Here is a 24251-nt window from a genome sequence, read left to right as displayed (position 1 = left end):
GGCGGTGTCAGGCGATCGCGCCGGCCGTCATCACCAGTTCCGGCGTCCTGCCGTGGAACGTCTCCATCAGCTGGGCCAGCACCGCCCACGCCTCCTCACGGTCGCCCAAGTGCTCGCGCACGAGCGGACGGAGAGCGTCCGCCGCCTCCTGGACCCGGGCGGGGAACAGGACGTGGCCCATCGCCAGCACCTCCAGGACACCGACAGCGGGGCCGTGGGCCGTCGCATAGTCGGCCGGGCCGTCGAGGATGCCCGCCTCCCGCACGCGGTGCGCGAACTTGGGGTGCGCGCCGAACTCCGCGCGCAGCCAGGGCGGGCAGTCCGGGCGCACGCAGAGCGCCCAGCGCGCGTAGCCGGGCAGCGGGCGGTCGAGGTCCGCCTCCGCGACCGTCCACCAGTCGTCGGAGGTGAGCACCATCGACGCGGCGGCACGGCCCTGGCCCATCGACGTGACCTCGCGCAGAGCGCCGACCAGGCCGTGCCGGACGTAGCTGTCCGGTATCTCCGGCTCCTGGTCCCGGATGCCGGGGTCCACGATCAGGGGCTCGGCACGGCCCGGCCCGAAGGGCACGCCCCGCGCGACCGCCCGGCGCAGACCGGCGTCGGTCGCGATGTAGTGCCACACCACGGCGTTGAGGTCCGGGTCGTCGTTCTCCAGGATCCACAGCGCCACGGAGGCCGGCAGCTGACGCGCCCACGTCCACGCACGCTTCAGCCGCAACTCGACCAGCTCCGGACCCTCAGGCCCAGGCAGCCCAGTCCGCGCCCGAACCCGCTCGGCGGTCTCCTCGTCGACCAGCCCGAGCAGGAAGCCGATGGCCTGCTCGGCCCTGTTGTTGTCCCGCATGGCGTGCATGATGCCGCAGGTCAGGGTGGGTTGGCATGGGAATTCGAGCGGTAGCCGGAATGCGAGCGGCCGGCCCGCGGACAAGCGGGCCGGCCGTCGAGGAGTGTGAGGGACTTGCGATCAGCCGCCGGCCCGAGCCGCCATCCGCGCCTTGCGGGCCGCGAGCTTCTCGTCGAACTTCAGGGCTTCCGCGTCCAGGCCGCCCATGTAGAGGCCCAGCTCCTCCTGGGCCTTCTGGCCCTCGGGGCCGAGGCCGTCGATCTCGTCGATCTTCAGGAAGCGCAGGACGGGCTGGAGGACGTCGTCGTGGTGGATGCGCAGGTTGTAGACCTCGCCGATGGCCATCTGCGCGGCGGCGCGCTCGAAGCCGGGGATGCCGTGACCGGGCATGCGGAAGTCCACGACCACGTCCCGGACCGCCTGCATTGTCAGGTCGGGCGCCAGCTCGAAGGCCGCCTTCAGCAGGTTCCGGTAGAACACCATGTGCAGGTTCTCGTCGGTCGCGATGCGCGCCAGCATGCGGTCGCAGATCGGGTCGCCCGACTGGTGGCCGGTGTTGCGGTGCGAGATACGGGTCGCGAGCTCCTGGAAGGCGACATAGGCGACCGAGTGCAGCATCGAGTGGCGGTTGTCCGACTCGAAGCCCTCGCTCATGTGGGACATGCGGAACTGCTCCAGCTTGTCCGGGTCCACCGCGCGCGAGGTGAGCAGATAGTCGCGCATCACGATGCCGTGCCGGCCCTCCTCGGCGGTCCAGCGGTGCACCCAGGTGCCCCAGGCGCCGTCACGGCCGAAGAGCGAGGCGATCTCGTGGTGGTAGCTGGGGAGGTTGTCCTCGGTCAGCAGGTTCACCACCAGCGCGATCCGGCCGATCTCGGTGACCTTGGACTGCTCCTTGTCCCAGGCCTCGCCGTCCTCGAAGAGACCGGGGAAGTTACGGCCGTCCGTCCAGGGCACGTACTCGTGCGGCATCCAGTCCTTCGCGACCTTCAGATGCCGGTTGAGTTCGTTCTCGACCACTTCCTCCAGCGCGTACAACAACCGGGCGTCGGTCCAGACGGCCGGGCTGCCGAGGTGAGGGGAAGTAATCGTCACGGGAACTCCAGGGGGACGCGCAACACAGACAGGGTGCCCGGCGAGCGGTTGCCGGAACCTACGGGATCGTAGGCTACGAATCCGTAGGTTACGAAGCCGTAGGTTAAGGGCGTCGTAAAGAGCGCTGATCAGCAGCCGTTCCGACGAGGGCGCACGACAGTTCACGAGTACACGGAAAAGCCCCAGGACTCGCAGGTCCTGAGGCTGAAAGGGGTATCGCGTCAGTCGGTCAGGCGTACAGATGCCGCATCCGGACCGAGAGACATGTCACACATCCTTCGAGCTTCTCGAACTCGCCGATGTCGACCAGCACGGGCTCACGGCCGAGGTCGGCGAGCAGCTCCGCCGTCTTCGGCGCGCTCGCGGCCATGAGCAGCTTGTCACCGCCGAGGAGCACGACATGCGCCCCGGACTCCTCCGGCACCGGCAGGAAGCGCGGGAACAGCGAGGGGGCGTCCAGCTGGGGGATACGGCCCAGAATCGTTCCGTCGGGCAGTGCCGTGATCGCCGACTTCAGGTGCAGCACCTTGCTCACGGGGACGGCGACCACCCGCGCGCCCAGCGGCTCGAAGGCGGCCCGCAGCTGCTGGACGCCGGCTCCGTTGGTGCGGCCGCCCCGGCCGACGTAGATCGTGTCACCGACCTTCAGCACATCGCCGCCGTCGAGCGTGCCCGGCTCCCAGATCCAGTTCACCGAGCAGCCGAGCGAGGCCACGGCCTCCTCGACACCGAGGGTCTCGTCGCGCCGGGACTCGGCACCGGGCCGGGTGATCAGGGCGACGTTCTTATACATGACGACCGTGTCCTCGACGAACACCGAGTCGGGGCAGTCGTCGACCGGGTCCACCTCGATCGTCTCCCAGCCGTGGGTACGCAGGGCCTCGACGTACGCCTCCCACTGCTCGACCGCGAGACCGACGTCGACCTTCTCCCGCTCGATGTGCGTGACCAGGCCTTCGGCGAGGCGCGGGCTCGGGCGGCGGACGAGGGCCTTCTTGCTGGGCACGACGGGATCTCCGGATCGATGGCAGGTTCCGGCGCCCATGATGCAGAGGGCACCGATCCGCCATCATGCAGGGCCTACCCGCCCGTAGAAAACCCTCCGCGTCAGGCTGTGGCCCTCCTGAGATGCGCCGCGGTGAAGGAGTCGCGGGCATTGAGGAGCTCTCGTGGGGTTCCCTCGAAGATCACCCGCCCGCCGTCCCGGCCGCCGTCCGGTCCGAGGTCGATGATCCAGTCGGCGTGCGCCACCACGTCCAGGTTGTGCTCGACGACCACCACCGTGTTGCCGGCGTCGACCAGCCGGTCCAGCAGACCGAGCAGCCCGTCGACGTCCGACATGTGCAGGCCGGTCGTCGGCTCGTCCAGGACGTACACCGCGCCCGTGCGGTGCAGCCGGGTCGCCAGTTTGATGCGCTGCCGTTCACCGCCGGAGAGCGTGGACAGCGGCCGGCCGAGCGTGAGGTAGGGCAGCCCCACGTCCCGCAGCGCCCGCAGCCGACGCCGTACGGCCGGGTCCTGGAAGAAGCCCAGCGCCTGATCGGCGGTCATCTCCAGTACGTCCGCGACGGAGTTGCCGTCGACCCTCAGCCGCAGCACCTCCTCCTTGAAGCGCCGCCCCTCGCAGTCGTCGCAGGTCGTCGTCACCGGGTCCATGAAGGCGAGGTCGGTGCAGATGATCCCGCGGCCCTCACAGGTTCCGCACGCGCCGGTCGAATTGAAGCTGAAGAACCCCGGCTCGGCGCCCGTCTCGCGCGCGAAGATCTTCCGTACCGTGTCCATGATTCCCAGATACGTCGCCGGCGTCGACCGCGCGGAGATCCCGATCGACGACTGGTCCACGACCACGGCCTCCGCGTGAGCGGCGGTGAACTCCGCGACCAGCGTGCTCTTCCCGGACCCGGCGACCCCGGTCACCACGGTGAGCACCCCGGTCGGGAACTCGACGGTGAGGTCCCGCAGGTTGTGCAGGTCGGCGCCCTTCACCCACAGGCCGCCGCCCGCCGGACGTACGGCGTCCTTCAGCGCCGCGCGTCGCAGCAGACACCGCCCGGTCACCGTGTCGGACCCGGCCAGCGCCCCCGGCGTCCCCTCGAACACGACCCGCCCGCCGCCCGCACCGGCCCCCGGCCCCATGTCGACGACGTGGTCGGCGAGCGCGATGACGTCCGGGTCGTGCTCGACCACCAGCACGGTGTTGCCCTTGTCGCGCAGCCGCAGCAGCAGATCGCCGAGCCGCCCGACGTCACGCGGGTGCAGCCCGACGCTGGGCTCGTCGAAGATGTACGTCATGCCGGTGAGGCTGGAGCCCAGGTGGCGAACGGTCTTCAGGCGCTGTCCCTCGCCGCCGGAGAGCGTGGAGGTCTCGCGGTCGAGGCTGAGGTAGCCGAGGCCGATGGCGTCGACGCGTTCGAGGGCGGTGACGGCGGCTCGGGCGATGGGGCCGGCGACCGGGTGGTCGATGTCCTTCAGTACGGCGATCAGGTCGGTGACCTGCATGCGAGTGCAGTCGGCGATGGTCCGGCCGTTGATCCGGGTCGCGAGCGCCGCCGCGTTGAGGCGGGCCCCTTCACAGGCCGGGCAGGCACCCTCGACCAGGAACTGCCGCACCAGATCACGGGTCTTCTCGCTCATCGCCGACAGGTCCCGCTTCAGGTACAGCCGCTCGAAGCGGGTGGCGAGACCCTCGTAGTCGGTCGTCCAGGTGCCGCCGGTGCCGTTGACGGTGACCTTGCTCCCGGGACGGCCGCGCATCAGGAACTCCCGCTCGGCGGCGGTGAACTCGCCCACGGGCTTGTCCGGGTCGAGATCGGCGCTGTTGGTGTACGCCTGCCCTTGCCAGGTGCCCGCGGCGAACGGCGGGAAGCGGACCGCCCCGTCGGCGAGCGTGCGCCCCGGGTCGAGGATGCGGTCCCAGTCCGGCCGTACCGTCCGCCCGAGGCCGTCGCACTCGGGGCACATGCCGGAGGGGTCGTTGAAGGAGTACGCGGTCGCCGGCCCGGCGCTCGGTGTGCCGTGCCGGGAGAACAGCACCCGCAGCACGGAGTAGATGTCGGTCATCGTGCCGACCGTGGACCGGGAGTGGCCCCCGATCGGCCGCTGGTCGACGACGATCGCGGGGGAGAGGTCCCGCAACTCCTCCGCGTGCGGCCGCTCGTACTTGGGCAGCCGGTTGCGCACGAACCAGGTGAAGGTCTCGTTCAGCTGGCGCTGCGACTCCACCGCGATCGTGTCGAAGACGATCGACGACTTCCCCGATCCCGAAACGCCGGTGAACACGGTCAGCCGGCCTTTCGGGATGCGGAGGGTGACGTCCTTGAGGTTGTTCTCCCCGGCTCCGGTGATGGTGATGAAGCCGGGGGCGAATGCGGGCTCGAGATCGACCATGCGGTCGAAGTTAGACGGGATACCCGACAGCTTCTGGCGTGATTTCCTTCAGTTCTCCGTCCTCCATCATCAGCCAGCGAGTGATGCCGATCGACTCCAGGAACGGCAGGTCGTGGCTGGCCACGATCAGCGCCCCCTCGTACGACTCCAGGGCCGTGGTGAGCTGCCGTACGCTCGCCATGTCCAGGTTGTTCGTCGGCTCGTCCAGCATCAGCAGCTGCGGCGCGGGCTCCGCCAGCATCAGCGCGGCCAGTGCGGCCCGGAAGCGTTCGCCGCCGGACAGGGTCGCCGCCTTCTGGTCGGCGCGGGCGCCCCGGAACAGGAAGCGGGCCAGCCGCGCCCGGATCCGGTTGTTGGTGGCGCCCGGCGCGAACCGGGCCACGTTCTCGGCGACCGACAACTCGCCGTCGAGGACGTCCAGCCGCTGCGGCAGGAAACGCAGCGGCACATGGGCCGTCGCCTCGCCCGACACCGGCGCCAGCTCCCCGGCGACGGTCCGCAGCAGCGTGGTCTTGCCCGCGCCGTTGCGCCCGATCAGCGCGATCCGTTCCGGACCGTGCAGATCGAACCCACCGCTCACCCGCGCGCCGTACACCAGCTCCAGGTCGCGCAAGGTGAGCACGCCACGGCCCGGTGGTACGGCCGTGTACGGCAGGTCGACGCGGATCTCGTCGTCGTCCCGTACGGCCTCCACCGCCTCGTCGAGCCGGTCCTTCGCCTCGGCGAGCTTCTCCTCGTGCATGATCCGGTGCTTGCCCGCGGACTCCTGCGCGGCCCGCTTGCGCGCACCCATGACGATCTTCGGCTCGCGCTTCTGGTCCCACATCTTCTGGCCGTACCGCTTGCGGCGGGCCAACTTGACCTGGGCGTCGACCAGTTCGCGCTTCTGTTTCTTCAGGTCCGCCTCGGCGACCCGCACCATGCGCTCGGCCGCCTCCTGTTCGGTGGCGAGTGCCTCCTCGTACGCCGAGTAGTTGCCGCCGTACCAGGCGATCTCCCCGGAACGCAGATCGGCGATCTGGTCGACGAGATCGAGGAGTTCACGGTCGTGGCTGACCACGACCATCACCCCCGGCCAGGACTCGACGGCCGAGTACAGCCGCCGGCGTGCGTACAGGTCGAGGTTGTTGGTGGGCTCGTCCAGCAGCAGGACGTCCGGCCGGCGCAGCAGCAGCGCGGCGAGGCGCAGCAGTACGGACTCGCCGCCCGACACCTCGCCGATCGTGCGGTCCAACGCGACGTGACCCAGACCGAGTTCGCCGAGGGTGGCGAGGGCTCGCTCCTCCACGTCCCAGTCGTCGCCGACGGTCTCGAAGTGCTGCTCGGCCACATCACCCGCCTCGATGGCGTGCAGCGCGGCCCGCTTGGCGGCGATGCCGAGGGCTTCGTCCACCTTCAGCGTGGTGTCGAGTGTGACGCTCTGCGGGAGGTAGCCGACCTCGCCCGCGACACGTACGACGCCGTCGGCCGGGGTGAGCTCACCCGCGATGAGCTTCAACAGGGTTGATTTTCCTGACCCGTTGACGCCGACGAGCCCGGTCCTGCCGGGACCGAACGCGACGTCGAGACCCTCGAAGACGGCGCTGCCGTCGGGCCAGGTGAAGGAAAGGGAGGTACAGCTGATGGAAGTAGGCATGTGGGCGCCTCCGCGGTTGCTCGAAACGATCAGGGGCAAACGCGTATCGAGACACCGGCGACCAACGGGCCGAGAGAAGCCCTGGGCATGAGAAAAGCCCTGTTCCGTGAGGACGGCTCGAACGCCGAGGTCGCACGCGGCGCACACACCTCAGGTGTGGCGCGGTGTCTCAGAACCTCAGACGAGCAACGTCCTTCTCCAATCGACGGCAACAGGACCGCTGTACACCGTACGAGCGGTCGGGAGGAGTGTCAACGCCAATTCGGCGGGGCCGAGGGTGCGCCTGACGTCGATGTCGGATTCCTGCCAGCCCGCCCCGGGCGCCGCTGGTTGGCTGGACCGCATGACGAAGGACATCGCCCTGCGTGACCGTGCTCTCGCCTTCCACGCCCTCCACGTCCCGGGCGCCCCGCTCGTGCTGCCGAACGCCTGGGACGCCGCCAGCGCCCGCATCGTCGAGGACGCCGGCGCCGCCGCGGTGGCCACCACCAGCGCGGGGCTGTCCTGGTCCCTCGGCGCCGTCGACGGCGACCGGCTGGACCGCGATCAGGCCCTGCGGGCCGTCGCGCGCATCGCCGCCGTCGTGCGTGTGCCCGTCACCGCGGACATCGAGAGCGGCTACGCGCGGGATCCGGCGGGCGTGGCCGAGACCGTCCGGGCCGTCCTGGAAGCGGGCGCGGTCGGCGTGAACATCGAGGACGCCCTGTACGAGCCCGGTGGGCCGGCGCTGCGCCCGGTGGCCGAGCAGGCCGCGCGGATCACGGCCGCCCGCGAGGCAGCCGACGCCGCGGGCGTGCCGGTGTTCGTGAACGCCCGCATCGACACGTTTCTGCGGGGCGCCGGGGGAGCGGACGCCGCCGTGGAACGGGCCGCCGCCTTCCTCGCCGCGGGTGCCGACGGGATCTTCGTCCCCGGGGCCGTCGACCCGGGGACCGTGAAGCTGCTCGTCGAGAAGATCGACGCCCCGCTGAACGTGATGGTCACACCCGGCGCGCCGACCGTCGCCGAACTGGCGGCGCTCGGTGTGGCACGCGTCAGTGTCGGCGCGGGCATCGCCCAGGCCGCCCTCGGTCTGGTCCGGCGCGCCGCGCGGGAGCTGCTCGGCACGGGGACCTGCGGGACACTGGCCGACGCGCTGGACTACGGCGAGCTCAACTCCCTGCTGGGATCGGCGCGTTAGCCGACACCCGCCCGGAGGGTCGGTTCAGCAGGCGTCCCGCATCAGATCGGCGAGGTCGCGGTCCATGTCCAGCTGGAGGTGCTCCAGGCCGAGCGGCACCAACTCGCTGGTGGACTGGAGGAAGCGGCGGACCTCGCCGCTGCGGATGTGCACGACGGCGGTGCCCTCGGGGGCGTGGAACTCCACGACCGTACGGTCGTACCCGTACGGCCGCACCCGGACGTCGCCGTGGCCCTCGGGCCCTTCCAGGCCGGCGAGGAGCAGCTCGCGGCTGAAGGTCCAGCAGACCTCGACACCTTCCAGGGTGGCAGGCGCCGGGAAGCTCATCCGGACGGCGAACGGGTCGCTCCGGTCGTAGTGCAGGGTCGCCGGAATGCTCGGCATCCGCGGCGCGGCGGCGACGAGACGGGCCTCGACGGGCTGCTCGATGACGGTGGACAACGCCTTGCTCCCTTGTGACGGCTGGACGAACATCCGGGTGGACGAGACCGGGCACTGATAGAGACGACGGATTCGGCCAATCCGTGCACACGGATGTCGAGTGACCTCTGTCACCGCCTTCATGCACGGGAGTGGGCTGTTCGTCCGCCCGTGACCGGATGGTCACTTGTGGTCGACGGGCATCTGGACGGCATCGTGACGGTGGACTAGCTTCGCCCGCCATGAGGCGTTCGGGGAGCATGCGACGGGCGGGGCGTACGTTTCGGACAGTGGCCGCGGGGGTGGTGTGCGGGGCGGCGCTGGCCGCGCTGACCGCCGTACCCGCGCGGGCGGACGAGCCGGCGAGAGCGGCGCCGCACTGGGAGATCAAGGACAGCGGCACGCCCGAGGCGCGTTTCCGGGGGCTGGCGGCGGTCAGCCGGCACACCGCGTGGCTCGCCGGATCCAAGGGCACCGTGCTGCGCACCACCGACGGCGGCGACAGCTGGCGGAACGTCTCGCCGCCCGGCGCCGCCGGGCTGGAGTTCCGGGACGTCGAGGCGTTCGACGCGCGGCGGGCCGTGGTGCTGGCCATCGGTGAGGGCGAGGCGTCCCGTGTGTACCGCACGCAGGACGGCGGCATGACCTGGACCGAGTCGTTCCGCAACACCGACGCGCGTGCCTTCTACGACTGCCTCACCTTCTTCGACCGCCGCCACGGCCTGGCGATGAGCGACCCGGTCGACGGCCGGTTCCGCATCCTGTCGACCAGCGACGGCGGGCGTTCCTGGAAGGTGCTGCCGAGCGCGGGGATGCCCGCGGCGCAGGAGGGCGAGGCCGGGTTCGCGGCGAGCGGGCAGTGCCTGGTCGCCTCCGGGCCGAGGGACGTCTGGCTCGCCACCGGCGGGGCCGCACACGCGCGTGTCCTGCACTCCGCCGACCGGGGCCTGACCTGGACGGCCGCCGACACCCCCATCCCGGCCGGCGACCCGGCCCGCGGAGTCTTCGCCCTCGCCTTCCGCGACCGTACGCACGGCCTGGCGGTGGGCGGCGACTACCGCCCCGACCAGGCCTCCCCGCGAGCGGCGGCACGCACGGCCGATGCCGGACGGGGCTGGACGCCGGCCGCCGCACCGCCGCCCGCGTACCGCTCCGGCGTCGCCTGGCTGCCGCACAGCCGCACCGCCGCCCTGGCGGTCGGCCCCACCGGCACCGACCTGACGACCGATGGCGGCCGCACCTGGCGGACCGTCGACACCGGTTCGTACGACACCGTGGACTGCACGCCCGACCTGGGCTGCTGGGCCGCGGGGGAGAAGGGCCGGGTCGCGCGGCTGGAGAGCTGAGCCGGAATGGGGGTACTCGGGCGCGGACGGCGAGAGGAGTGACGCATATGCCGGCCGGTTCGAGCCCGAAGCGGGAACGTCAGTACGAGCACATCAAGAAGAGCGCCCAGGACCGGGGCGAGAGCACCTCGCGCGCCGAGGAGATCGCGTCCCGGACGGTCAACAAGGAGCGTGCCCGGTCCGGCGAGTCGAAGACCGCCAGCCGCACGTCCACCCAGGACATGTCCTCGGGCAGGCGGGGCGGGCAGCGGTCGGGCCAGGGCTCCCAGGGCCCCACCCGGGACCAGCTGTACGAGGAGGCCAAGAAGCGCAACATCCAGGGGCGTTCGGACATGAACAAGAGCCAGCTCAAGCAGGCTCTGGGCAAGTGACCGACGGCACCCTCAGCCGAGGGTCTCGCGGTACCGCTCCAGCGTCGGCGCCGTCTTGGTCGCGACGAACTCCGTGATGCGGTAGACGCAGACCCCGGCATGGACGAACGGATCGCTCGCGGCGATCTCCTCGATGTGTCCCCGGTCCCCCGCGACGGCGAGGATCACCCCGCCGTCGCGGGGGTTCTTGCGTCCTGACGCGAGAAAGACACCCTTGTCGTACTGCTCGTCGAGCCACGCCACATGCGCCTCCAGCACGGCGTCGACGCCCTCGATCGGTGCGGTGTAGGTCAGCTCCATCACGAACATGATCACGAGCCTACCCCTGGGCCGTCGAGGAACGACCGGCCGCTTACGCTCGTCCCCACCATGACGACCGTACGCATCCCCGCGGGCTGGCCCGCGACCGAGGACGAGGCCCGCGCGGTCCAGGACGAGCTGCGCGAGCGCGTGGTGCTCGACGAATCCGGGCCCCCGCCCGGCTCCGGGCACGTGACCGGCGTGGACGTGGCCTACGACGACGAACACGACGTCGTAGCCGCCGCGGCGGTCGTGCTGGACGCGGCGACCCTCGCCGTCGTCGCCGAGGCGACGGCGGTCGGCCGGATCTCCTTCCCGTACGTCCCCGGGCTGCTGGCCTTCCGCGAGATCCCCACCGTCCTGGCCGCCCTCGACGCCCTGCCCTGCCCACCCGGCCTGGTCGTCTGCGACGGCTACGGCCGCGCCCACCCCCGCCGTTTCGGCCTCGCCAGCCACCTCGGCGTCCTCACCGGCCTCCCCACGATCGGCGTCGCCAAGAACCCGTTCACCTTCACCTACGACGCCCCCGCCCCGCCCCGCGGCTCGACCGCACCCCTCATGGCGGCCGACGAAGAGGTGGGCCGCGCCCTGCGCACCCAGCACACGGTGAAGCCGGTGTTCGTCTCGGTCGGCCACCGGGTGAGCCTGGACAACGCCTGCGCCCACACGCTCGCGCTGACACCCCGGTACCGCTTGCCGGAGACGACACGGCGGGCGGATTCCTTGTGCCGGCGGGCGTTGGCGGAGGCCACCGGGCCGAGGCCCGAACTCGCCGCCCGAGCGGCGGCCGACCCCACGCGGACATGGGGGCGTTCGCTGTACGAGCGTCAGCGTGACCCGGTGGCCTGGGCGGGCCGCGTGCTCGCGGCAACGGCTGCGGCAGAGGGTGCGGAGCGCTCGCCGGAGATCGAAGCCGCGCTGCAACTGGCGGCCGACCGTGACCGATGGAGCCGCGGGCGTGAGGTGTTCGACCACATCCGCGCGATCGCGCCCACAGACCTCGACGCGCTCACCGAGGAGCGAGCGGCGCTGGTCCGCCTCGCCGAACTCGTCGCCAAACTCGCCCACAACGCGGCCGGTCCCGCGCCGTTCTTCGACCACCACACGGGCTGGCACATCGGGCCCCTCGCCGTCCGTGTCGCCACCGGGCACAACCCCACCGCACGGCACCGCATCGCGGACGCGCTGGGCGAGTGGCCGCCGGCCGGAACCGGCGACGCGCGGTGAACGGTCGGGCTGAGTACGTCGACTGAGTACCCGTACGGATGCGGCCGCTTCCCCGTGATCGGCAGGCTGGGCCGCATGACGACGCACCGCTCCCCGAAGCCCCTCGCCGACCCCGACCGTCCCGTCGAGCGCGCCGTGAACGCCGCGCTGGTCGTGGCCACCCTCGCCGGGCTCGGCTGGATCGTCGGGATGATCTACACCATCGCGGGGTGGCCGCTGTAGGTCGCCGCGGGACCGGTTCAGCGGACGGCGGCCACCCGGAAGGTGATGCCGGCGGCCCGGAGGCGGTCGATCAGGGCGTCGCCCATCGCGACCGCCGTGGTGACCTGGCCGGCCGTGTCCGGCAGGTCGTCGAAGGCCAGGGAGAGGGCCGACTCGGCGAACATCTTCGCCGTCTCGCCGTACCCGGGGTCGCCGCCGGCCACCTCGGTGAACACCCGCCGGCCGCCGCCCTCGCCGACGAAGCGGACGGAGAACCAGCTCCGCGCGCGCTTCTCGGGGCCGGGGCCCTCGCCGGGCTTGAGCCGGTCGGACAACCAGCGCCGGGCGGGCGGCAGTTGGGCCGCGGAGAACAGCGCGCCCATCGCCGTGACGCCGCCGACCGCCATGGGAAGGGTCCGCACGGCGGCGTAGTGGCGGTAGCGGAAGTCGGGGCCGTAGCGATCGAGGGCCCGCGCGGACCGCCGCACGATCTGCGGGTCGATCGTCGGCAGCGGCAGCGCCCACGCGCCGACCTCCGCCGCGAACCGGGGCGAGCCCATCGGCGCCGTCGCCCGCCGCCCCACCAGCCGTGGCTCGTGGCGCGCGCGGTCCCGTCCCGCGGCGAGCATCTGACGCCCGCGCGCGAACTGGTTGAGCGCCGACGCGAACGTACCGCCCGAGAAGGTGGCGTCGGCCGTCACGAACCCGTCCATCGTCAGCGGCACGCCCTCCGGCAGCTGCTGGACGGTGAAGTACGCCCCCAGGTCGTGCGGGATCGAGTCGAAGCCGCAGGCGTGCACCAGCCGTGCGCCCGTCTCACGCGCGCGTGCGTCGTGCCGGACGTACGTCAGGTCCACGAACTCCGGCTCACCGGAGAGGTCCAGATAGTCGGCGCCGGTGTCCGCGCAGGCCGCGACGAGATCCTCGCCGTAGCTCACATAGGGGCCCACCGTCGTGGCCACCACGCGCGCCTGCTCCGCGAGCCGGCGCATCGACGCCGGATCGGCGACGTCCGCCTCCAGCACCCCGACCTTGTCACCACCGGGCAGCGACTCGCGCAGCCGCTCCAGCTTCCGCTCGCTGCGGCCGGCGATCGCCCAGCGCAGCCCCTCGGGCGCGTGCTCGGCGAGATACTCGGCGGTGAGTACCCCGACGAAGCCCGTCGCTCCGAAGAGCACGATGTCGTACGGACGATCCGTCCTGCCCAGCCTGCTCATGACACTCCTCGGTCCCGTACCACGCGCCGTTGTCGGTGGCCGAGGCTAGCGTGAGGTGTGCGGAGCCCGACGACGAGCCCGGAGGTATGCGGTGGCCGTACCCAGGACTGCCCTGAAGAAGTGGGAAAAAGTACGCGAGTTCGCCCTCGGGATGCCCGGCGCGGTCGAGGAGTTCCCCTGGGGTGAGACGGTCGCGAAGGTCAACAAGAAGGTGTTCGTCTTCCTCGGCGTCGTTGACGGCAGCTATCCGATGGGCGTCACGGTGAAGCTCAAGGACGAGGAGGCCCACGCCCACGCACTGACCTGCCCCGGCGCCGAACCCGCCGGATACGGACTGGGCAAGGCGGGCTGGGTCAGCATCCCGCTGGAGCAGAAGGGCGCCCCATCGGCGGAGCTGCTGTGCGACTGGGTGGAGGAGAGCTACCGCACGATCGCGCCGAAGCGGCTGATAGCGGAGCTGGACGCGCGCTGATTGTGGCCGTGCCGGTTCGCGGTCACCCTCCTGGCGGGTAACTTCCTAAGCGCTTGCTCTTGTGCCCGCCGGAACACATTCTTAGCATCGCTGGTGTTACATCAGTTGTGTCACGCCAATGGGGGCTCGATGACAACGGCAACGACGCCCGGGCACGGCCCGCTCACCGGCGTGCGCGTGGTGGAGCTGGCCGGCATCGGGCCAGGCCCGTTCGCCGCCATGCTCCTCGCCGACCTCGGCGCCGACGTCGTCCGCGTCGACCGGCCCGGCGGCACCGGGCTGGCCATCGACACCGAGTACGACATCACCAACCGCAACAAGCGCTCGGTGATCGTCGACCTGAAGTCCCCCGAGGGCCCCGCGCGCGTGCTCGAACTCGCCGCCCGCGCCGACATCCTCATCGAGGGCTACCGCCCCGGAGTCGCCGAGCGCCTCGGCGTCGGCCCCGAGGCCTGCCACGCCCGCAACCCCGAGCTGGTCTACGGCCGGATGACCGGCTGGGGCCAGGACGGCCCGCTCGCCCACCGCGCCGGGCACGACATCGCGTACATCGCGCTCACCGGCACCCTCGGCATGATCGGTCACCCCGACGAGCCGCCGGCCGTCCCCGCCAACCTGGTCGGCGACTACGCGGGCGGCTCCCTCTACCTCGTCGTGGGCGTCCTGGCCGCTCTCCAGCACGCCCGCGCGACCGGCACCGGCCAGGTCGTCGACGCCGCCATCGTCGACGGCACGTCCCATCTCGCCGCGATGATCCACGGCATGCTCGCGGCCGGCGGCTGGCAGGACCGGCGCGGCGCCAACCTCCTGGACGGCGGCTGCCCCTACTACGGTACCTACGAGACCGCCGACGGCAGGCACATGGCGGTCGGCGCCCTGGAGCCGCAGTTCTACGACGAGTTCCTGCGGCTGCTCGGCATCGAGGAGTTCGCCGCCGCCCGCAAGGACCTCTCCCGCTGGGGCGAGCTGCGCGAGGCGGTCGCGGCCCGCTTCAAGGCCCGTACCCGGGACGAGTGGACGGCCGTCTTCGAGGGCTCCGACGCCTGCGTGGCCCCGGTGCTGTCCCTGCGCGAGGCTCCGCACCACCCGCACCTCGCCGCCCGCGGCACCTTCACCGACCACGGCGGCATCACCCAGCCCGCCCCGGCGCCCCGCTTCTCGGCGACCCCCACGACCGTACGCACCGGCCCGGCCCAGCCCGGCGCGGACACCGCGGACGTGGCGCGCGACTGGGACGTACCCGACCTCCTGAAGGACCAGAACGCATGAAGGGCCACGCATGAAGCGGCAGATCTTCGCCCCCGAGCACGACGCGTTCCGCGCGACCGTGCGCAGCTTCCTCGACCGGGAGGTGCTGCCGCACTACGAGCAGTGGGAGAAGGACGGCATCGTCTCCCGCGAAGCCTGGCGCGCGGCCGGCAAGCAGGGTCTGCTCGGCATGGCGGTGCCCGAGGAGTACGGAGGCGGCGGCACCCCGGACTTCCGTTACAGCGCCGTCCTCGCCGAGGAGTTCACGCGCGCGGGCGCCCCGGGCCTCGCGCTCGGCCTGCACAACGACATCATCGGCCCGTATCTGACCGGCCTCGCCACCGACGAGCAGAAGCGCCGCTGGCTGCCCGGCTTCTGTGACGGCTCGCTGATCACCGCCATCGCGATGACCGAGCCCGGCGCCGGCTCCGACCTCCAGGGCATCCGCACCCACGCCGAGGACCGCGGCGACCACTGGGTGCTCAACGGCTCCAAGACGTTCATCTCCAACGGCATCCTCGCCGACCTGGTCATCGTCGTCGCCAAGACCACCCCCGAGGGCGGCGCGCGCGGACTGTCGCTGCTCGTCGTGGAGCGCGGGACGGACGGCTTCGAACGCGGCCGCAACCTCGACAAGATCGGCCAGAAGGCGCAGGACACGGCCGAACTGTTCTTCCGAGACGTCCGCGTGCCCAAGGAGAACCTCCTCGGCGACCTCGACGGCGCCTTCGTGCACCTGATGACGAACCTCGCGCAGGAGCGCCTGAGCATCGCCGTCTCCGCCATCGCGGCGGCCGAGCACCTGCTGGAGATCACCACCGAGTACGTCAAGGAGCGCGAGGCCTTCGGCCGGCCGCTCGCGACCAAGCAGCACATCCGCTTCGAGGTGGCCGAGATGGCCACCGAGTGCGCCGTCACCCGCACATTCCTCGACCGCTGCATCGAGGACCACGCGGACGGGCAGCTCGACGCCGTCCACGCGTCGATGGCGAAGTGGTGGGCGACCGAGTTGCAGAAGCGGGTCGCGGACCGCTGTCTGCAACTGCACGGCGGGTACGGCTACATGAGCGAATACCCCGTCGCCCGTGCCTTCACCGACGGCCGTATCCAGACCATCTACGGCGGCACGACCGAGATCATGAAGGAGATCATCGGCCGTTCCCTGCTCGGCTAGCGACCTCCTGCCCGGCCGGGACCCCCTCGCCCGGCAGACCCTCACCCCCGAAAGGCCCCCCTGTGAGCACCGAAGCGTACGTGTACGACGCGATCCGCACCCCGCGCGGCCGCGGCAAGGCGAACGGCGCCCTGCACGGCACCAAGCCCATCGACCTGGTCGTCGGCCTCATCCACGAGCTCCGCGACCGCTTCCCCGGCCTCGACCCGGCGGCCATCGACGACATCGTGCTCGGCGTCGTCGGCCCGGTCGGCGACCAGGGCTCCGACATCGCGCGGATCGCGGCGATCGCCGCCGGGCTGCCGGACACCGTGGCCGGCGTACAGGAGAACCGCTTCTGTGCGTCCGGTCTGGAGGCCGTCAACATGGCCGCCGCCAAGGTCCGCTCGGGATTCGAGGACCTGGTCCTCGCGGGCGGCGTGGAGTCCATGTCCCGGGTGCCGATGGCCTCGGACGGCGGCGCCTGGTTCAACGACCCGATGACCAACCTCGCCGTGAACTTCGTACCGCAGGGCATCGGCGCCGACCTGATCGCCACGATCGAGGGCTTCTCGCGCCGCGACGTCGACGAGTACGCCGCGCTGTCCCAGGAGCGGGCGGCCACGGCCTGGAAGGAGGGGCGCTTCGACCGCTCCGTCGTCCCGGTCAAGGACCGCAGCGGCCTCGTCGTCCTCGACCACGACGAGCACATGCGCCCCGGTACCACCGCCGACTCCCTCGCCAAGCTGAAGCCGTCCTTCGCGGACATCGGTGACCTGGGCGGCTTCGACGCGGTCGCGTTGCAGAAGTACCACAGGGTGGAGAAGATCGACCACGTCCACCACGCGGGCAACTCCTCGGGCATCGTCGACGGCGCCTCCCTGGTCGCCATCGGCACCAAGGAGGTCGGCGAGCGCAACGGCCTGACGCCCCGCGCCCGCATCGTCTCGGCCGCCGTCTCCGGCTCCGAGCCCACCATCATGCTCACCGGCCCCGCGCCCGCCACCCGCAAGGCGCTCGCCAAGGCCGGACTGACCATCGACGACATCGACCTCGTCGAGATCAACGAGGCGTTCGCGGCGGTCGTGCTGCGCTTCGTGCGGGACATGGGCCTGTCCCTGGACAAGGTCAACGTCAACGGCGGTGCCATCGCCCTCGGCCACCCCCTCGGCGCGACCGGCGCGATGATCCTCGGCTCGCTCGTCGACGAACTGGAGCGCCAGGACAAGCGGTACGGCCTCGCCACGCTGTGCGTCGGCGGCGGCATGGGCATCGCCACCATCGTCGAGCGCATCTGACCCCCCTCCCGACGGATCACACGGAGCACCTCCCCATGAGCACTGAGTCCACCACCATCCGCTGGGAACAGGACCGCGAAGGCGTCGTCACGCTCGTCCTGGACGACCCCGACCAGTCCGCGAACACCATGAACCAGGCGTTCCGCGACTCCCTCGCCGTGATCACCGACCGGCTGGAGGCGGAGAAGGACACCATCCGCGGTGTCATCATCACCTCCGCCAAGAAGACCTTCTTCGCGGGCGGCGATCTGCGCGACCTGATCCGCGTCACGCCGGAGACCGCACAGGAGCTGTTCGAGGGCGGCATGGCGATCAAGCGCCAGCTGCGCCGCATCGAGACCCTGGGCAAGCCGGTCGTCGCCGCGATGAACGGCGCGGCCCTGGGCGGCGGTTACGAGATCGCGCTCGCCTGCCACCACCGCATCGCCCTCGACGCGCCCGGCTCCAAGATCGGCTGCCCCGAGGTCACCCTCGGGCTGCTGCCGGGCGGCGGCGGTGTCGTGCGCACCGTGCGCCTCCTCGGCATCGCCGACGCCCTGCTGAAGGTGCTGCTCCAGGGCACCCAGTACAACCCGCGGCGCGCCCTGGAGAACGGCCTGGTCGACGACGTGGCCACCACCCAGGAGGAACTGCTCGCCAAGGCCCGCGCCTTCATCGAGGCCCACCCGGAGTCCCAGCAGCCCTGGGACCGGCCGGGCTACCGGATCCCCGGCGGCACGCCCGCCAACCCGAAGTTCGCGGCGAACCTGCCCGCCTTCCCGGCCAGCCTGCGCAAGCAGACCAACGGCGCCCCCTACCCGGCCCCGCGCAACATCCTCGCGGCGGCCGTCGAGGGCTCCCAGGTCGACTTCGAGACCGCGCAGGTCATCGAGGCGCGCTACTTCGTGGAGCTGGCGGCGGGCCAGACCTCCAAGAACATGATCCAGGCGTTCTTCTTCGACCTCCAGGCGGTCAACTCCGGCGCCAACCGACCCAAGGGCTTCGAAGCGCGCAGGGTCCGCAAGGTCGCCGTGCTCGGCGCCGGGATGATGGGCGCGGGCATCGCCTACTCGTGCGCCCGCGCCGGCATCGACGTCGTCCTCAAGGACGTGTCGCTCGAAGCCGCCGCCAAGGGCAAGGCCTACTCGGAGAAGCTGTGCGCCAAGGCGGTCTCCCGGGGCCGTACCACCCAGGAGAAGGCCGACGCGCTGCTCGCCCGCATCACCCCGGCGGCCGACCCGCAGGACGTGGCCGGCTGTGACGCGGTGATCGAGGCCGTCTTCGAGAACCCGGAGCTCAAGCACAAGGTCTTCCAGGAGATCCAGGACATCGTCGAGCCGGACGCGCTGCTGTGCTCCAACACCTCGACGCTGCCGATCACCCTCCTCTCCGAAGGCGTGGAGCGCCAGGCCGACTTCATCGGACTGCACTTCTTCTCGCCCGTGGACAAGATGCCGCTGGTCGAGATCATCAAGGGCGAGCGGACCGGCGACGAGGCGCTGGCCCGCGCCTTCGACCTGGTCCGGCAGATCAACAAGACGCCGATCGTCGTGAACGACTCGCGCGGCTTCTTCACCTCCCGGGTCATCGGCCACTTCATCAACGAGGGCGTGGCGATGGTCGGCGAGGGCATCGAGCCCGCGTCGGTGGAGCAGGCGGCGGCGCAGGCGGGCTACCCGGCCAAGGTCCTGTCCCTGATGGACGAACTGACCCTGACGCTGCCGCGCAAGATCCGCAACGAGTCGAAGCGGGCCGTGGAGGAGTCGGGCGGCACCTGGGCGGGGCACCCCGCCGAGGCCGTCATCGACCGCATGGTCGACGAGTTCGACCGCCCCGGACGCAGTGGCGGCGCGGGCTTCTACGACTACGACGAGCAGGGCAAGCGCACGGCCCTGTGGCCGGGGCTGCGCGAGCACTTCACGCGTGAGGGCGCCGAGATTCCCTTCCGTGACATGCAGGAACGCATGCTGTTCTCCGAGGCCCTGGACACGGTCCGGCTCCTGGAGGAGGGCGTCCTGACGTCGGTCGCCGACGCCAACATCGGCTCGATCCTCGGCATCGGCTTCCCCGGCTGGACGGGCGGTGTGCTCCAGTACATCAACGGCTACGAGGGTGGCGTGGCCGGCTTCGTGGCACGCGCGCGTGAGCTGGCGCAGACGTACGGGGAGCGGTTCGCGCCGCCGGCGTTGCTGGTGGAGAAGGCGGAGAAGGGGGAGAGGTTCGCCGACGCGTGACGTCCAGGGGGCTCCGCGCCCCCCTGGGACCTGTCCCCTCGAACGCCGGACGGGCGGGAGCCCTCAGCCCGTCCGGCGCCTGCGGACGAAGCCCGTTGACGGCCGACAGTGGACCGGGCGGACCGGAACCCGGTCCACATGTCAGGCGGAGCCGCCGTCCTCCGACCCCGGCATGCCGCCCAGCCACTCCCGCAGATCCTCACGCAGGGATCGCTGAAAGGTCGTCAGCAGCGCCTGCACCACCAGGGGTTGCATGTAGGCGGAGAGCGACTTCACGTCCTGCGCGGCACGTTCGGACACCTCGCCCCGGAAGAGCCGCGACAGTTCGTGCGCGGCGGCGCGCGAGTGCTCGACCAGGACATTGCGAGCCGCGAGGATCGCCTCGTGCGACAGCGGCACGTCCAGCAGCCCGACCCCGAGCCGCAGCAGCCCGCGATCGACGCGGTACCCGTCCTCGGTGGCCTCCACGACACCCATCGCGACCAGCCGCTCCACGTCGTCGTCGCCGAGCGCCCGCCCCGCCCGTCGCTCCAACTCGCCCCGCGGCACCGTCTCGACGGCCTCCGGCGCCCAGGAGGCCACGACGGCCCGGTGAATGGCGAGGTCGTGGGCGTCCAGATCGGGCGGCAGCTGCTGTAGATACCGTTCGATGGCCGCCAGCGTCATGCCCTGCTGCTGAAGCTCCTCGATGAGCGCGAGCCGGGCCAGGTGCTCACGACCGTAGTGGCCGACCCTGCGCGGACCGATCACCGGAGGGGGCAGCAGCCCCTTGGTGCCGTAGAACCGCACCGTGCGGACCGTCATCCCCGCCCGCGCGGCCAGCTCGTCGATCGTGAGGGTGGGTTCCTCGGTGCCGGTCGTCATGTGCAGCAGTATCGCTGTCTCACCACTGCTGTGACACCTCCCGCGACAGCCGCGACACCCGTGTGAGAAGTAACGCTCTGTGACGTATGCCACCGCGTGAGCCGGGTTGCGTGGGGGAAGGTGGCCCCTTGGTCTGTGCCCTTTACGTGGGCGCAGGCCATACGTTCGTCCGGACACCCGAGCGCGACCCGCTCGGGCGCACCAGAGAGTGGTACCACCCGTGAGCAAGGACGCCGTGAACACGGCAGTGGCCGCATCCCGCACCGACGCGGCCCAGGTGCCCGCGGACGCGGGCGACGCCGGTTACAGCAAGGACCTCAAGGCCCGCCACGTCAACATGATCGCCATCGGCGGTGCCATCGGCACCGGCCTCTTCCTGGGCGCCGGCGGTCGCCTCCACAACGCGGGCCCCGCGCTCGCGATCGCCTACCTGGTCTGCGGCGTCTTCGCCTTCTTCGTGGTCAGAGCCCTCGGCGAGCTCGTCCTGTACCGCCCCTCGTCCGGCTCGTTCGTGTCGTACGCGCGCGAGTTCCTCGGCGAGAAGGGCGCGTACATCGCCGGCTGGATGTACTTCCTGAACTGGTCGACGACCGGTATCGCCGACATCACCGCGATCGCGCTCTACACGCACTACTGGAGCATGTTCACGAGCATCCCCCAGTGGACGCTCGCCCTGATCGCGCTGGCCGTGGTGCTGGCGGTGAACCTGATCTCGGTGAAGATCTTCGGCGAGATGGAGTTCTGGTTCGCGATCATCAAGGTCGCCACGCTGGTGGCCTTCATGTTCGTGGGCATCTTCCTGCTGGCCACCCAGCACGAGGTGGGCGGTACGACACCCGGCCTGAGCGTGATCTCGGACAACGGTGGCGTCTTCCCGCACGGCCTGATGCCCGTCGTCCTGGTCATGCAGGGCGTGATCTTCGCGTACGCCGCGCTGGAGCTCGTCGGTGTCGCCGCGGGCGAGACCGCGGAGCCGGAGAAGGTCGTCCCGCGCGCGGTGAACTCCATCATGTGGCGCGTCGGCCTGTTCTACGTCGGCTCGGTCGTCCTCCTGGCCCTTCTCCTCCCCGGCTCGGTCTACTCGGCCGACCAGAGCCCGTTCGTCACGGTCCTGTCGAAGATCGGCGTTCCGGCGGCGGGCGACGTGATGAACCTGGTCGTCCTGACGGCGGCGATGTCGTCCCTGAACTCCGGTCTGTACTCCACGGGCCGCATCCTCCGCTCCATGGCGATGGCGGGCTCGGCCCCGAAGTTCACGGCCCGGATGAACCGCAGCCAGGTCCCCTACGGCGGCATCCTGCTCACCTGCGCGGTGTGCGTGCTCGGCGTCGGCCTGAACTACCTGGTGCCCAGCCAGGCCTTCGAGATCGTGCTGAACGTGGCGTCCCTCGGCATCATCTCCACCTGGGTGATCATCATGGTCTGCCACCTGGTCTTCGTCCGCCGCGCCAAGGCGGGCCTGGTGACCCGCCCCTCCTTCCGCCTCCCGGGCAGCCCGGTCACGGAGATCACCACGGTCGTCTTCCTGCTGGCCTGCCTCGGCATGATGTGGAACGACCCCGAGGTCGGCCGCAAGACGCTGCTGCTGATCCCCGCCATCGCCGTGATGCTGGTCGCCGGCTGGTACGCGATCCGCCGCCGAGTCGCGAAGACGGAGGACCAGGAGCTGACCGAGCTCACGAAGTAGCCCGGGACGGGCAGTCCGGGGCCGCTGTCAGTGCCGGCCTCTACGGTGGCGTCATGTCGGAGATCACTTATGTCCGGGGTGACGCCACCGTTCCGTCGGTGCACATGCCGCGGATCGGGTGCGGGCTGGCGGGCGGCAAGTGGTCGCAGATCGAGCCGCTGATAGTCGAGCGGCTGGTGAAGCGGGGGATCGCCGTCACGGTCTATGACCACGGGGACGCCCGCGTTTGAGCCTGCCATCGCCCCACCCGCGTCGACGGGTCGGGCGCGACAGCGGCCGCGCCCCAAGGGGCGCGGGGAACTGCGCGACGAGCCCCGACGCACCCGCACCCGCCCGACGGCAGAACCCGGCACCTTCCAGCGGGCCCGCCGCGCACCCAGCAGCACTCAAGAGTCAGCACTCAGCACCGGGCACACAGCGCTCAGTGCCAGGCACACAGCGCTCAGCACCCGGCACTCAATGCGCCCCACCCGGCACCCAGCACTCAGTGCTCGTGCTCATGCACACCATTCGTCGCCGCGATCCTCTCCCACGACTTCGGCTGCGCCGGAGCCACCGAAGACCGCGCGATCGACGCCGCCCGAGCCGTCCCGACCGTCGGCTTCGACGGCTGGAACAGCCACGTGTCGAACAGCGCGGCCAACGGCTTGCCCGACACCTCCTCGGCGTACCGCCGGAAGTCGGCCACCGACGCGTTGCCGTAGGCGTACTTCTGCGGCCACCCCTTCAGCACGGCGAAGAACGCGTCGTCCCCGACCTCGTTGCGCAACGCCTGAAGGGCCAGCGCGCCCCGGTCGTAGACGGCGATGTGGAACTGGTTCTCCGGCCCGGGGTCACCCGGCTCCACCGCCCAGAAGGGATCGTCGGCCGCACGCGAGGCGTACACGTAGTCGGCGATCTCCTGCGCCGTCCCCTCGCCCTCGTGCTCGGACCACAGCCACTGCGCGTACCGCGCGAAGCCCTCGTTGATCCAGATGTCCTTCCAGTCCTTCACGGACACCATGTCGCCCCACCACTGATGGGCCAGCTCATGCACGACGACCGAGGTGTTCGACCCGTTCGCGAAGTTCGACGGGCTGTAGAAGGGCCGGGTCTGCGTCTCCAGCGCGTATCCGGTGTTCGTGTTCGGCACATACCCGCCGAGCGCGTTGTACGGATAGGGCCCGAAGTACTCGCTCAGCCAGTCGGCGATCTCCCCGGTCCGCTCGATGCTCGCCCGTGCCGCCCCCGCGCGCTCTCCGAGGTCGCGGCTGTAGGCGTTGATGACCGGAATGCCACTCTCGGACGTCCCCGTGGTGACGTCGAAGCGTCCGGCCGCGAACGTGGCCAGATATGTCGCCTGCGGCTTGTTGGAACGCCAGTTGTAACGGGTCCAGCCCGCCCGCGAACTCGTCGACTGAAGCGTCCCGTTGGAGATGAACTGCGTGCCGTTCGGCACCTGCACCGACACGTCGTACGTCGCCTTGTCGAGCGGGTGGTCGTTGCTCGGGAACCACCACCAGGCGCCCTCGGGCTCACCCGCGGCGACCCCGCCGTCCGGGGTGCGCAGCCAGGCGTTGAAGCCGTACGCCTCCTTGGTCGACGGCACGCCCCGGTACCGCACCACCACGGTGACGGACGTGCCCTTGGCCAGCGGCTTCGTCGGCGTGATCTCCAGCTCGTGCTCGCCGGAGGTCGCGAACGACGCCTTCGCGCCGTTGATCCGGACCTCGCTGACGTCCAGCAGGAAGTCCAGGTTGAAGCGGGACAGGTCCTGCGTGGTCTTCGCCAGCAGGGTCGCCGTACCCTCCAGCTGGTCCGTGGCCGGCTGGTACTTCAGCCGGAGGTCGTAGTGGGAGACGTCGTAGCCGCCGTTGCCGTAGGCCGGGTAGTAGGGGTCGCCGATGCCCGGAGCGCCGGGGGAGTGACTCGCCGCCGAAGCCGGGATCGCCAGCATCAGGGAGGCGGCTGCGAGTGCGCCCGGCGCCATGATTCTGCGGTGCACGAAAGCTCCAAGTCGTAGGGGCCGAAGTCTGTCCGGAGCCTATTGAGTACCTGTGCCCCCTGCGTGTCCATGACCACCGCTGTCACACGATCGCCATTCGGCCGA

The 24251-nt window shown here is 70.9% G+C and carries 20 protein-coding genes and 2 pseudogenes; 12 read left to right on the top strand and 10 right to left on the bottom strand.

The genetic code is table 11. The annotated features are described in order from the left end of the window. Positions 1-7: 7 nt before the first annotated feature. The 5 genes from ACIQWG_RS16865 to ACIQWG_RS16845 all read right to left on the bottom strand — a co-directional run bounded on the left by ACIQWG_RS16865 (position 8) and on the right by ACIQWG_RS16845 (position 6965). A complete protein-coding gene (locus tag ACIQWG_RS16865) occupies positions 8-847 on the bottom strand; it encodes a hypothetical protein (RefSeq protein ID WP_404095784.1) in 840 nt (279 codons plus the stop codon). 120 nt (positions 848-967) lie between these two features. Continuing rightward, the gene (locus tag ACIQWG_RS16860; RefSeq protein ID WP_404095783.1) at positions 968-1942 is read right to left on the bottom strand and encodes an acyl-ACP desaturase; all 975 of its coding nucleotides are present in this window, start codon (positions 1940-1942) and stop codon (positions 968-970) included. Between the two features lie 229 nt (positions 1943-2171). Then, the gene (gene ddaH, locus ACIQWG_RS16855) at positions 2172-2948 is read right to left on the bottom strand and encodes a dimethylargininase (RefSeq protein ID WP_404095781.1); all 777 of its coding nucleotides are present in this window, start codon (positions 2946-2948) and stop codon (positions 2172-2174) included. A gap of 101 nt (positions 2949-3049) precedes the next feature. After that, positions 3050-5329, bottom strand: a complete 2280-nt coding sequence (locus tag ACIQWG_RS16850; RefSeq protein WP_404095779.1) for an ATP-binding cassette domain-containing protein — start codon at positions 5327-5329, stop codon at positions 3050-3052. A 10-nt stretch (positions 5330-5339) separates the two neighbouring features. Then, complete coding sequence (locus tag ACIQWG_RS16845; protein ID WP_404095777.1) at positions 5340-6965, bottom strand: ABC-F family ATP-binding cassette domain-containing protein; 1626 nt, start codon at positions 6963-6965, stop codon at positions 5340-5342. 343 nt (positions 6966-7308) lie between these two features. Here ACIQWG_RS16845 and ACIQWG_RS16840 point away from each other — a divergent pair, with 343 nt between their 5' ends. Further along, complete coding sequence (locus ACIQWG_RS16840; RefSeq protein ID WP_404095775.1) at positions 7309-8145, top strand: isocitrate lyase/phosphoenolpyruvate mutase family protein; 837 nt, start codon at positions 7309-7311, stop codon at positions 8143-8145. A 24-nt stretch (positions 8146-8169) separates the two neighbouring features. On the opposite strand, the gene ACIQWG_RS16835 is transcribed toward ACIQWG_RS16840, so the two are convergent. Then, positions 8170-8586: an SsgA family sporulation/cell division regulator gene (locus ACIQWG_RS16835; protein ID WP_404095772.1), complete on the bottom strand. Its 417-nt coding sequence runs from the start codon at positions 8584-8586 to the stop codon at positions 8170-8172. A gap of 239 nt (positions 8587-8825) precedes the next feature. Here ACIQWG_RS16835 and ACIQWG_RS16830 point away from each other — a divergent pair, with 239 nt between their 5' ends. Together ACIQWG_RS16830 and ACIQWG_RS16825 are read left to right on the top strand one after the other, a co-directional pair. Continuing rightward, positions 8826-9911 carry a WD40/YVTN/BNR-like repeat-containing protein gene (locus tag ACIQWG_RS16830; RefSeq protein WP_404095900.1) on the top strand — a complete coding sequence of 362 codons (1086 nt, stop codon included), beginning with the start codon at positions 8826-8828 and terminating at the stop codon, positions 9909-9911. Positions 9912-9958: 47 nt separating this feature from the next. After that, entirely contained in the window at positions 9959-10282 is a 324-nt protein-coding gene (locus tag ACIQWG_RS16825; protein ID WP_404095770.1) for a plasmid stabilization protein, read from the top strand. A gap of 12 nt (positions 10283-10294) precedes the next feature. Here the strand turns inward: ACIQWG_RS16825 and ACIQWG_RS16820 are convergent, their stop codons facing one another. Beyond that, positions 10295-10591, bottom strand: coding sequence for a YciI family protein (locus tag ACIQWG_RS16820; RefSeq protein ID WP_404095768.1), 297 nt, complete (start codon positions 10589-10591; stop codon positions 10295-10297). Between the two features lie 60 nt (positions 10592-10651). On the opposite strand from ACIQWG_RS16820, the pseudogene ACIQWG_RS16815 reads away from it, so the two are divergent. Both ACIQWG_RS16815 and mmpA read left to right on the top strand, forming a co-directional pair. Then, positions 10652-11335: pseudogene (locus tag ACIQWG_RS16815) on the top strand (endonuclease V); the annotation flags it as partial. A 549-nt stretch (positions 11336-11884) separates the two neighbouring features. Continuing rightward, positions 11885-12031: a morphogenic membrane protein MmpA gene (gene mmpA / locus ACIQWG_RS16810; RefSeq protein ID WP_404095766.1), complete on the top strand. Its 147-nt coding sequence runs from the start codon at positions 11885-11887 to the stop codon at positions 12029-12031. Positions 12032-12048: 17 nt separating this feature from the next. On the opposite strand, the gene ACIQWG_RS16805 is transcribed toward mmpA, so the two are convergent. Beyond that, positions 12049-13227, bottom strand: coding sequence for a saccharopine dehydrogenase family protein (locus ACIQWG_RS16805; protein ID WP_404095763.1), 1179 nt, complete (start codon positions 13225-13227; stop codon positions 12049-12051). A gap of 91 nt (positions 13228-13318) precedes the next feature. Between ACIQWG_RS16805 and ACIQWG_RS16800 the strand changes: the two genes are divergently transcribed. From ACIQWG_RS16800 to ACIQWG_RS16780, 5 genes are all read left to right on the top strand, one after another. Next, on the top strand, positions 13319-13699 hold the full coding sequence (locus ACIQWG_RS16800) for an MmcQ/YjbR family DNA-binding protein (RefSeq protein ID WP_404095761.1): 381 nt from the start codon (positions 13319-13321) through the stop codon (positions 13697-13699). A gap of 129 nt (positions 13700-13828) precedes the next feature. Continuing rightward, positions 13829-14968, top strand: coding sequence for a CaiB/BaiF CoA transferase family protein (locus tag ACIQWG_RS16795; protein ID WP_404095759.1), 1140 nt, complete (start codon positions 13829-13831; stop codon positions 14966-14968). Positions 14969-14978: 10 nt separating this feature from the next. Beyond that, positions 14979-16121 carry an acyl-CoA dehydrogenase family protein gene (locus ACIQWG_RS16790; protein ID WP_404095756.1) on the top strand — a complete coding sequence of 381 codons (1143 nt, stop codon included), beginning with the start codon at positions 14979-14981 and terminating at the stop codon, positions 16119-16121. 62 nt (positions 16122-16183) lie between these two features. Next, positions 16184-17398 carry an acetyl-CoA C-acetyltransferase gene (locus ACIQWG_RS16785; RefSeq protein ID WP_404095754.1) on the top strand — a complete coding sequence of 405 codons (1215 nt, stop codon included), beginning with the start codon at positions 16184-16186 and terminating at the stop codon, positions 17396-17398. Positions 17399-17433: 35 nt separating this feature from the next. Then, on the top strand, positions 17434-19611 hold the full coding sequence (locus ACIQWG_RS16780; RefSeq protein ID WP_404095752.1) for a 3-hydroxyacyl-CoA dehydrogenase NAD-binding domain-containing protein: 2178 nt from the start codon (positions 17434-17436) through the stop codon (positions 19609-19611). Between the two features lie 141 nt (positions 19612-19752). On the opposite strand, the gene ACIQWG_RS16775 is transcribed toward ACIQWG_RS16780, so the two are convergent. Continuing rightward, the gene (locus ACIQWG_RS16775) at positions 19753-20475 is read right to left on the bottom strand and encodes a MerR family transcriptional regulator (RefSeq protein WP_404095750.1); all 723 of its coding nucleotides are present in this window, start codon (positions 20473-20475) and stop codon (positions 19753-19755) included. Between the two features lie 220 nt (positions 20476-20695). Here ACIQWG_RS16775 and ACIQWG_RS16770 point away from each other — a divergent pair, with 220 nt between their 5' ends. Both ACIQWG_RS16770 and ACIQWG_RS16765 read left to right on the top strand, forming a co-directional pair. Then, on the top strand, positions 20696-22162 hold the full coding sequence (locus tag ACIQWG_RS16770) for an amino acid permease (protein WP_404095749.1): 1467 nt from the start codon (positions 20696-20698) through the stop codon (positions 22160-22162). A gap of 95 nt (positions 22163-22257) precedes the next feature. Then, a pseudogene (locus ACIQWG_RS16765) lies at positions 22258-22392 on the top strand (Appr-1-p processing protein); the annotation flags it as partial. Positions 22393-22646: 254 nt separating this feature from the next. Here the strand turns inward: ACIQWG_RS16765 and ACIQWG_RS16760 are convergent. Then, a complete protein-coding gene (locus ACIQWG_RS16760; protein ID WP_404095747.1) occupies positions 22647-24146 on the bottom strand; it encodes a M1 family metallopeptidase in 1500 nt (499 codons plus the stop codon). Between the last annotated feature and the right edge of the window lie 105 nt (positions 24147-24251).

It is taken from the genome of Streptomyces sp. NPDC098781, from assembly GCF_044759995.1.
Classification (GTDB): Bacteria; Actinomycetota; Actinomycetes; order Streptomycetales; family Streptomycetaceae; genus Streptomyces.
Note: the sequence above shows the minus strand (reverse complement) of the source record. Positions and strands in the feature narration are given on the sequence as shown.